Source organism: Streptacidiphilus sp. MAP12-16 (assembly GCF_041262165.1).
In the GTDB taxonomy this organism is placed as follows: domain Bacteria; phylum Actinomycetota; class Actinomycetes; order Streptomycetales; family Streptomycetaceae; genus Streptacidiphilus.
The window spans coordinates 95,344-103,117 of record NZ_JBGCBY010000030.1 but is presented as its reverse complement, the minus strand read 5'-3'; the positions used below and the strand labels follow the sequence as shown (position 1 = coordinate 103,117).

The following is a 7,774-nucleotide window of genomic DNA, read 5'->3' as shown; positions in this document are numbered from 1 at the left end:
CCTTCACCACGGCGGTGGGGGGGGGGGGGGGCGCCCGCGCGCCCCCCCCCCCCCCCCGGGGGGTGCTAAACAACCCCCCCCCCCCCCGGGGGGGGGGGGGGCCCCCGCCCGCGGGCCCCCCCCCCCCCCACGACCCCACCACCTCCGGGACGGGCCGTCCCGTTCCCTTATCCCACCCCAGGTGATGCCCATGACCGCCAGTACCCTCCTGCCCGCCCCGGTCCCGGCCGTCGGTGCGCCCGCACCCACCCTCGCCGGCGCATCCGTAACCGGCACCCGACTCGTCGTCGCCGAGGACCTTTTGGCCCTGCTACGGACGACCACCACCGAGCCGCGCCCCGATGAGCAGCTCGAAGCCCTCACCCTGGCTGTCGCGGCTGACCTGCCCGTGCTGCTGTGGGGCGAGCCGGGCATCGGCAAGACCGCAGCCCTGACACAGCTCGCCGCCTCCCTCGACCTGCCGCTGACGACCGTGATCGCCAGCGTCCACGAGCCGACCGACTTCTCCGGGCTGCCCATCGTCGGCGACGACCCGACGGTGCAGGGGGTGCCGATGGCGCCGCCGCAGTGGGCCGTGGAACTCGTTCGGGCCGGGCGGGGGCTGCTTTTCCTGGACGAACTCTCCACCGCCACCCCGGCCGTCCAGGCCGCGCTGCTCCGGGTCGTCCTGGAGCGGAGAGTGGGGACGCTGCAACTGCCACCGGGAGTAAGGATCGTGGCCGCAGCCAATCCGCGCGCGTCGGCGGCGGACGGGTGGGAACTGAGCCCGCCGCTGGCGAACCGGTTCGTGCATCTGTACTGGGTGCATGACCGGGATGTGGTGGTGCGCGGGCTGGGCGGGATCTGGCCGAGGGCGGAGCTGCCCTCGCTGGTGCCCGAGCGGCTGCCAGGGGCGGTGGCTTACGCCCGGCGCGCAGTCTGCGGTTTTCTGGCAGCTCGGTCAACGCTGATCCACCGGCTGCCGAGCACCGAAACGCGGCGCGGCGGTGCCTGGCCCTCGCCCCGGAGCTGGGAGGCCGCGTTGACTCTGCTGGCCTTCGGCACGGCGGCCTCCGCCTCCCGGGAGGTGCTGGCGCTGCTGGTGAGGGGCGCGGTGGGGGACGGGCCAGGGCTCGAACTCCTCGCCCATCTGGACCGGATGGAACTGCCGGACCCGGAGTCGTTGCTGGCCGATCCGGCCTCCGCCAAGCTGCCGGAGCGGGGCGATCTGCGGCAGGCCGCGCTGGAGGCGGTGGTGGCCGCCGTAGGGGCACGGCCGCAGCGGGCGCGGTGGGAGGCGGGTTGGGCGGTGCTGGTCCGGGCGCTGGAGACCGGCGTCCCGGATCTGCTGGTCGCCCCGGCGACGGCGCTGGCCGCGCTGCGGCGCGACGACTGGGAGGTGCCGGAGGCGGTGGAGCGGCTAGCCGGGGTGATCGGTCTCGCCCGGCTGGCCGACCAGTCGGTGGGGCGGGCCGCGGCTGCGGCCGACTCCGCGCGTGCGACGGGGGCGCGCCGATGACGGGGGCTGCGAAGCGCCCGGGGCCGCGCCCAGTGCCGCGCCCGATGTCCCGGCCCTCACCGCCGCGCCCGGTGCGGGCCACCGTGCCGGGGCCGACGGCCGGCTTCGGCGGGCCGTACGGCCGACCCGGGCTCCCTCTGGACATGGAGAAGTTGCTGGCCGCCCGGCTGCACGCGGTGAAGGTCCGTCCCTACCTGGCCGGCGCACTCTTCGCGTTGCACGTGGTGGAGGACCGTTCAGTGCCGACGATGGCGGTGGACACGCACTGGCGCTGCTATGTCTCCCCCGGCTTCGTGGCGCGCACCCCGGTGGAGGAGCTGGCGGGCGTCTGGGTGCACGAGGTCTCCCACCTGCTCCGCGACCACCACGGGCGGGGCGAGCGGTATGCGCGGGAGCACGAGGAGTACGGGCCGGGCGAGCGGCTGCGGCGGAACATCGCCGCCGACTTCGAGATCAACGACGACGTCTACGGCGACGGTCTGCCCCTACCTGCCGGGGCGGTGCTGCCGTCGCTGCTGCGGTTGCCCGACGGGCTGCTGATGGAGGAGTACCTGCGGAGGGCGTCGATGTCCGGGCTCGCTGCGGACCTGGCCTGGATGGACTGCGGCAGTGGGGCCGACGGGCAGGACCGGCCGTGGGAACTGGGACCCGACGGGGCGCACGGGCTGAACAAGCAGCAGCGGGACGCGGTCCGCTTCCGGGTCGCCGAGGGAATCAAGGGCCGGCCGGGCGACGCTCCGGAGGGATGGCGCCGGTGGGCGGACGAGGCGTTCCATCCACCACAGCCATGGCGGCAGTTGCTGGGGGCGGCGGTCCGCTCCGCGGCGGGTGCATCGGGAGCGGGCGAGGACCACAGCTACCGGCGTCCGTCCCGCCGATCGGCCGCTGTTCCCGGGGTGCTGTTGCCGAGCCTGCGTCGTATGCCGCCCCGGGTCTGCGTCGTGATCGACACCTCAGGGTCGGTGAGCGATGCCGAGTTGGGCAGCGCGCTGCTGGAGGTGGCGGCGATCTCGCAGGCGGTGGGCGGGCGGCGCGACCTGGTGTCGGTGATCTCCTGCGACGCGGCGGCCGGGATCGCCATCCCGCTCTGCCGCGCCGAGAACATCGAACTGGTCGGCGGCGGGGGAACGGATCTGCGCTCCGGTTTCGACCGGGCGCTCCGCTCCCGGCCCCGCCCGGACGTGATCGTCGCTCTGACGGACGGTCAGACACCCTGGCCCTCAGTGCAGCCCCCCTGCCGCACCGTCGTCGGTCTCTTCCCCCGTCCAACGCGCGCAGTGGACGAGGAAAACTCCGACTACGTCCCGGACTCCCCGCCGCACTGGGCCCGCGTCGTCACCATCAGCTGAGAAAGCGCACTGGTGCAGCACAACGACCGTGATGCTGTTCGTGCGGACGCCTGACCGCTCATGTAACCGCGACACGGTTACATTTGACCTTCTCCTGGTTGCATTTCGCCGGAAGGGGTGACCCGCACCGGACATCAGAGTCGTGAGGGCTCGGGCCCGGAGCGCGGGCCGTGACGGAGGCGTGAGGCGGGCTCCGGTGGGCTTCACGAAGACTTGGTTGAGACCAGAAACGTAGAGGGCCCGCACCGCCGAAGCGGTGCGGGCCCTCTGACCTGCGGAGGATACGAGATTCGAACTCGTGAGGGGTTGCCCCCAACACGCTTTCCAAGCGTGCGCCCTAGGCCACTAGGCGAATCCTCCGTGGGAGAGCTTACTAGACGTTTGGGGGTGCTCGCGAACACGTTCCCGAGGGGCTGACCTGGGGGTCGTCGGGGAGGGGTGATCGGCGCGGAGGTGGTCACGGGGGGCTGCCGGGATCCGGTACGCTGTTTCCCAGCCCCTCGTGTGGCGCTATCTCGCTGAACTCCCCCAGGGCCGGAAGGCAGCAAGGGTAAGTGAGCTCTGGCGGGTGCACGGGGGGTCCTGTCTTTTCCGGGTTCAGGCTGCCTGATTCCTGCGGCGGCGTCGGATGTCAGTGGGGACCGTTATGGTCAGTGACGTGTCGCTCGCTCTCTATCGCCGCTATCGCCCCGAGACCTACGCCGAGGTCATCGGTCAGGAGCACGTCACCGGTCCGCTCCAGCAGGCGCTGCGCAACAACCGGGTCAACCACGCGTATCTGTTCAGCGGCCCGCGCGGCTGCGGTAAGACGACCAGTGCGCGCATCCTCGCCCGCTGCCTCAACTGCGAGCAGGGGCCTACACCCACGCCCTGCGGCGAGTGCCAGTCCTGCCGGGATCTGGCGCGCGGCGGGCCGGGTTCGATCGATGTCATCGAGATCGACGCCGCCTCGCACGGTGGTGTCGACGACACCCGTGACCTGCGAGAGAAGGCGTTCTTCGCGCCTGCCTCCAGCCGCTACAAGATCTACATCATCGACGAGGCCCACATGGTCTCGACCGCGGGCTTCAACGCACTGCTGAAGGTGGTGGAGGAACCCCCGCCGCACCTCAAATTCATCTTCGCCACCACCGAGCCCGAGAAGGTTATCGGGACGATCCGGTCAAGGACGCACCACTATCCCTTCCGGCTGGTCCCTCCGGGCACCCTCCGTGACTACCTCGCCGAGGTCTGCGGTCGCGAGCAGATCCAGGTCGAGGACTCCGTCTATCCGCTGGTGGTCCGCGCCGGGGCCGGTTCGGTGCGCGACTCGATGTCGGTGATGGACCAACTGCTCGCCGGTGCCGCCGACCAGGGTGTGACGTATGCCATGGCGACGGCCCTGCTCGGCTACACCGACGCCGGCCTGTTGGACGAGGTTGTGGACGCGTTCGCCGCGCAGGACGGCGCGACCGTCTTCGGCATCGTGGACCGGGTCATCGAGGGTGGCCACGACCCGCGCCGGTTCGTCGCAGACCTGCTGGAACGGCTCCGGGATCTCGTCATCCTCTCCGCCGTGCCCGACGCGGGCGAGAAGGGGCTGATCGACGCCCCGGCCGACCGGGTCGCGCTGATGGAGCGGCAGGCCGCGCAGTTCGGCCCGGCCGAGCTCAGCCGCGCCGCGGACATCGTCAACACAGGACTTACCGAGATGCGTGGGGCGACCTCGCCCAGGCTGCAGTTGGAGCTGATCTGCGCACGCGTGATGTTGCCCGGCGCGTACGACGACGAGCGGTCGACGCAGGCTCGGCTGGACAAGCTGGAGCGGCGGTCGGCGTTCGGCGCGGGCGGCGCAGCTGCGAGCGGGGGTACCGGCGCGGGTACGAGCGGGGGTGGGGGTGTCGCGGCACCGCAGAGCGCGGCGGTCGCCGAGCCCGTCGCTGCCGCTGCTCCTCCCACTGCCGTCCGGACTGAGCCGGCGGCGGCGCCCCAGGTTGCCGCCGCACCCGCGCAGGAGGCGCAGCCTGCGCCCGCGCAGGCGAGCCCGCCGCGCGGGGCCTGGCCGGTACCTCGTAGCTTCCCCGCGTCGGGGTCCGCCGCGACTCCCGAGCAGCAGGCTGTCCAGCCGCCGCAACCGCCGCAGTCGACGCAGCAGATGCAGCCGGTCCAGCCCGTCCCGCCGGTTCAGACGCCGCCGTCTCCGTCTCCGGCGCAGGCCGCCCCGCAGGGCGGCGCGGGCGAGGTTCGCCGCCTGTGGCCGCAGATCCTGGAAGCGGTCAAGGGCCGTCGCCGGGTTACCTGGATGCTGGTGCAGCAGGCCCAGGTCGCGGGCTTCGACGGCAGCACGCTCCAGCTGTCCTTCGAGCACGCCGGTACCCGTGACGGCTTCGTCAACGGCGGCCACGACGAGATCCTGCGCCAGGCGCTGCAGGACGCGCTCGGGGTGTCCTGGCGGATCGACTGCCTCATCGATCCCTCGGTGGGACGAGGGCCGGGTCCCGGTCCGGCCGCGGCGCAGGCGCAACAGCAGCAGCAACCGCAACAACAGCAACCAGGACCGGGACTGCAACCGGGACATCAAGCTCAGGCGCCGTCACAGGTGCCGGTGCAGGCTCCGTCTCCGACCCAGCCACCGCCGCAGGCCTCCGCCTTCGCGCCGGTTTCGCCCTCGCCCGTGTCTCCGCCCTCGGTCCCCACACCCTCCCCGGTGACGCCGACCCCGCCGCAGGCGACAGCCCCGACGCCGACCACCTCGTCCGTTCCGGATCTGTCGCCGCCGCCGCCTTTCTGGCCCGACGACGACGTCCCGGAGGAGGAGGATCCGGTCTACCCCCACGGGATGGTGTCGGGTCCGGAACTGATCATGCGCGAGCTGGGTGCGACCGTGATCGAGGAGATCGACCACGACCGTTGACGCTCCCGATCGCGTAAGGCGGGCCGGCCGTCACCTGGACCACGTAGGCTCACGGCGTACGGACTCCGGCTGCGACAGCAGAACCTTCAGACAGGAGCGAACCATGTTCCCCGGTGGTGGACAGCCCGACATGCAGGCCCTGCTGCAGCAGGCCCAGCAGATGCAGCAGCAGCTCGCCCGCACCCAGGCGGAGCTGGCCCAGGCCACCGTGCAGGGCACCGCCGGTGGTGGCCTGGTGCAGGCCACGGTCAGTGGCGCCGGCGAGCTGAAGGCCTTGGTCATCGACCCCAAGGCGGTGGATCCCGACGACACCGAGACCCTCGCTGACCTGATCCTCGCCGCCGTCCGCGACGCCAACGCCTCCGCGCAGAAGCTCGCGGCCGAGCGCCTCGGCCCGCTGGCGCAGGGTCTGGGCGGCGGCGGCATCCCCGGGTTGCCCTTCTGACCCACCGATCCAGATCCAGATCCAGATCCAGATCCAGATCCAGATCCAAAGCCAAAGCCAAAGCCAGATCAGAGTCAGATCCAGATCCAAGCCGGATCCAGAGCCGTATCCAGATTCAGAGCCGAATCCGAATCCGGACCCGGATCCCGATGTTGACTCCCTGAAGACCCCCGCACGCCCCCCGGCGCATTCGCTCCGGGTGTGTCGGGAGGGTGTGGCGGGAGCCTCGGCCAGAGGATGATGGCACCGAGCCAACGGAAGGCAGGAACGGCAGCGTGTACGAGGGCGTGGTCCAGGACCTCATCGACGAGTTGGGCAGGCTGCCCGGCGTCGGTCCCAAGAGCGCGCAGCGGATCGCCTTCCACATCCTCCAGTCCGACCCGGTGGACGTGCGCCGGTTGGCGAACGCACTCAACGAGGTCAAGGAGAAGGTTCGTTTCTGCGCGGTCTGCGGAAACGTCTCCGAGTCCGAGCGCTGCCGGGTCTGCCTCGACCCGCGCCGCGACCTCTCGGTGATCTGCGTGGTGGAGGAGCCCAAAGACGTGGTGGCGGTCGAGCGGACCCGGGAGTTCCGCGGCCGGTACCACGTGCTCGGTGGGGCGATCAGCCCGATCGAGGGCGTCGGTCCCGACGACCTGCGGATCCGGGAGTTGATGACGCGCCTCGCCGACGGCGTGGTCACCGAACTGATCCTGGCCACCGACCCCAACCTCGAGGGGGAGGCGACCGCGACCTACCTGGCCCGGCTGCTCAAGCCGATGGGCCTGAAAGTGACCCGTCTGGCCAGTGGCCTGCCAGTCGGGGGAGACCTGGAGTACGCCGACGAGGTCACCCTCGGACGGGCCTTCGAAGGGAGACGACTTCTCGATGTCTGACATCACCTCCGCCACGGCGGGACCTCGCCCCCAGAGCATGACCCAGCGTGCGGACGACCACCCGGAACCGGACGACTTCGCGGTGCAGATCGCGGACTCGGTCGACAGCTTCGTGCTGGCCGTGAACGAGATCGCCAAGGGTGACGAGCCCGGCAGCGCCATCTCCCTGCTGCTGCTCGAGGTCTCACAACTGCTGCTGGCCGGCGGCCGCCTCGGCGCGATCGAGGATGTCCTGCCCGAGGACCGCTACGAGCCCGACACCGGCCCCGACCGGGACGAGGACGAGCTGCGCCAGCGCCTCGCCGAACTGCTCGCGCCGATCGACGTCTACCACGAGGTCTTCGACCCGTACGGCCCGGTGGACAAGCCCGTGCCCTGCCGGATCTCCGACGACGTGGCCGGTGTGGTCACCGACCTGGAGCACGGCCTGGTGCACTACCGCGAGGGCCGGGTGTCCGAAGCGCTGTGGTGGTGGCAGTTCTCCTACCTGGCCAACTGGGGCTCGACCACCACCTCCGTGCTCCGCGCGCTGCACTCGCTCGTCGCGCACGTCCGCCTGGACAGCCCGATCGGCGCACCGGTCGACGGCGCGGACACCGACGACGACGGCCTCACCGACGAGCAACTGGAGCAGCAGGCAGGGGAGCTGATGGCCGCCGAGCTCGGTGGTCCCGGGGCGCAACAGCGCGGTCTCGGTCGGTGAGCAGCCGGTCT

Annotated in this window: 6 protein-coding genes, 1 tRNA gene and 1 other RNA gene; 7 read left to right on the top strand and 1 reads right to left on the bottom strand. The window is 71.6% G+C overall.

Annotated elements, in window-relative coordinates; all coding sequences use genetic code 11:
- Window positions 1-190: 190 nt before the first annotated feature.
- A complete protein-coding gene (locus tag ABIA33_RS31070) occupies window positions 191-1,498 on the top strand; it encodes an AAA family ATPase (protein WP_370086012.1) in 1,308 nt (435 codons plus the stop codon).
- 143 nt (window positions 1,499-1,641) lie between these two features.
- Entirely contained in the window at window positions 1,642-2,847 is a 1,206-nt protein-coding gene (locus ABIA33_RS31065; protein ID WP_370086011.1) for a VWA-like domain-containing protein, read from the top strand.
- Window positions 2,848-3,122: 275 nt separating this feature from the next.
- Here the strand turns inward: ABIA33_RS31065 and ABIA33_RS31060 are convergent.
- Window positions 3,123-3,207, bottom strand: a tRNA-Ser gene (locus tag ABIA33_RS31060).
- Between the two features lie 131 nt (window positions 3,208-3,338).
- On the opposite strand from ABIA33_RS31060, the gene ffs reads away from it, so the two are divergent.
- The 5 genes from ffs (at window position 3,339) to ABIA33_RS31035 (ending at window position 7,763) form a co-directional block, all read left to right on the top strand.
- An RNA gene (gene ffs / locus ABIA33_RS31055) (signal recognition particle sRNA small type) lies at window positions 3,339-3,435 on the top strand.
- A 70-nt stretch (window positions 3,436-3,505) separates the two neighbouring features.
- Complete coding sequence (locus tag ABIA33_RS31050; RefSeq protein WP_370086010.1) at window positions 3,506-5,740, top strand: DNA polymerase III subunit gamma and tau; 2,235 nt, start codon at window positions 3,506-3,508, stop codon at window positions 5,738-5,740.
- A 103-nt stretch (window positions 5,741-5,843) separates the two neighbouring features.
- Window positions 5,844-6,185, top strand: coding sequence for a YbaB/EbfC family nucleoid-associated protein (locus tag ABIA33_RS31045; RefSeq protein ID WP_370086009.1), 342 nt, complete (start codon window positions 5,844-5,846; stop codon window positions 6,183-6,185).
- Between the two features lie 275 nt (window positions 6,186-6,460).
- Window positions 6,461-7,060 carry a recombination mediator RecR gene (gene recR / locus ABIA33_RS31040; protein WP_370086008.1) on the top strand — a complete coding sequence of 200 codons (600 nt, stop codon included), beginning with the start codon at window positions 6,461-6,463 and terminating at the stop codon, window positions 7,058-7,060.
- A 37-nt stretch (window positions 7,061-7,097) separates the two neighbouring features.
- On the top strand, window positions 7,098-7,763 hold the full coding sequence (locus ABIA33_RS31035) for a DUF5063 domain-containing protein (protein WP_370086018.1): 666 nt from the start codon (window positions 7,098-7,100) through the stop codon (window positions 7,761-7,763).
- Window positions 7,764-7,774 lie beyond the last annotated feature (11 nt).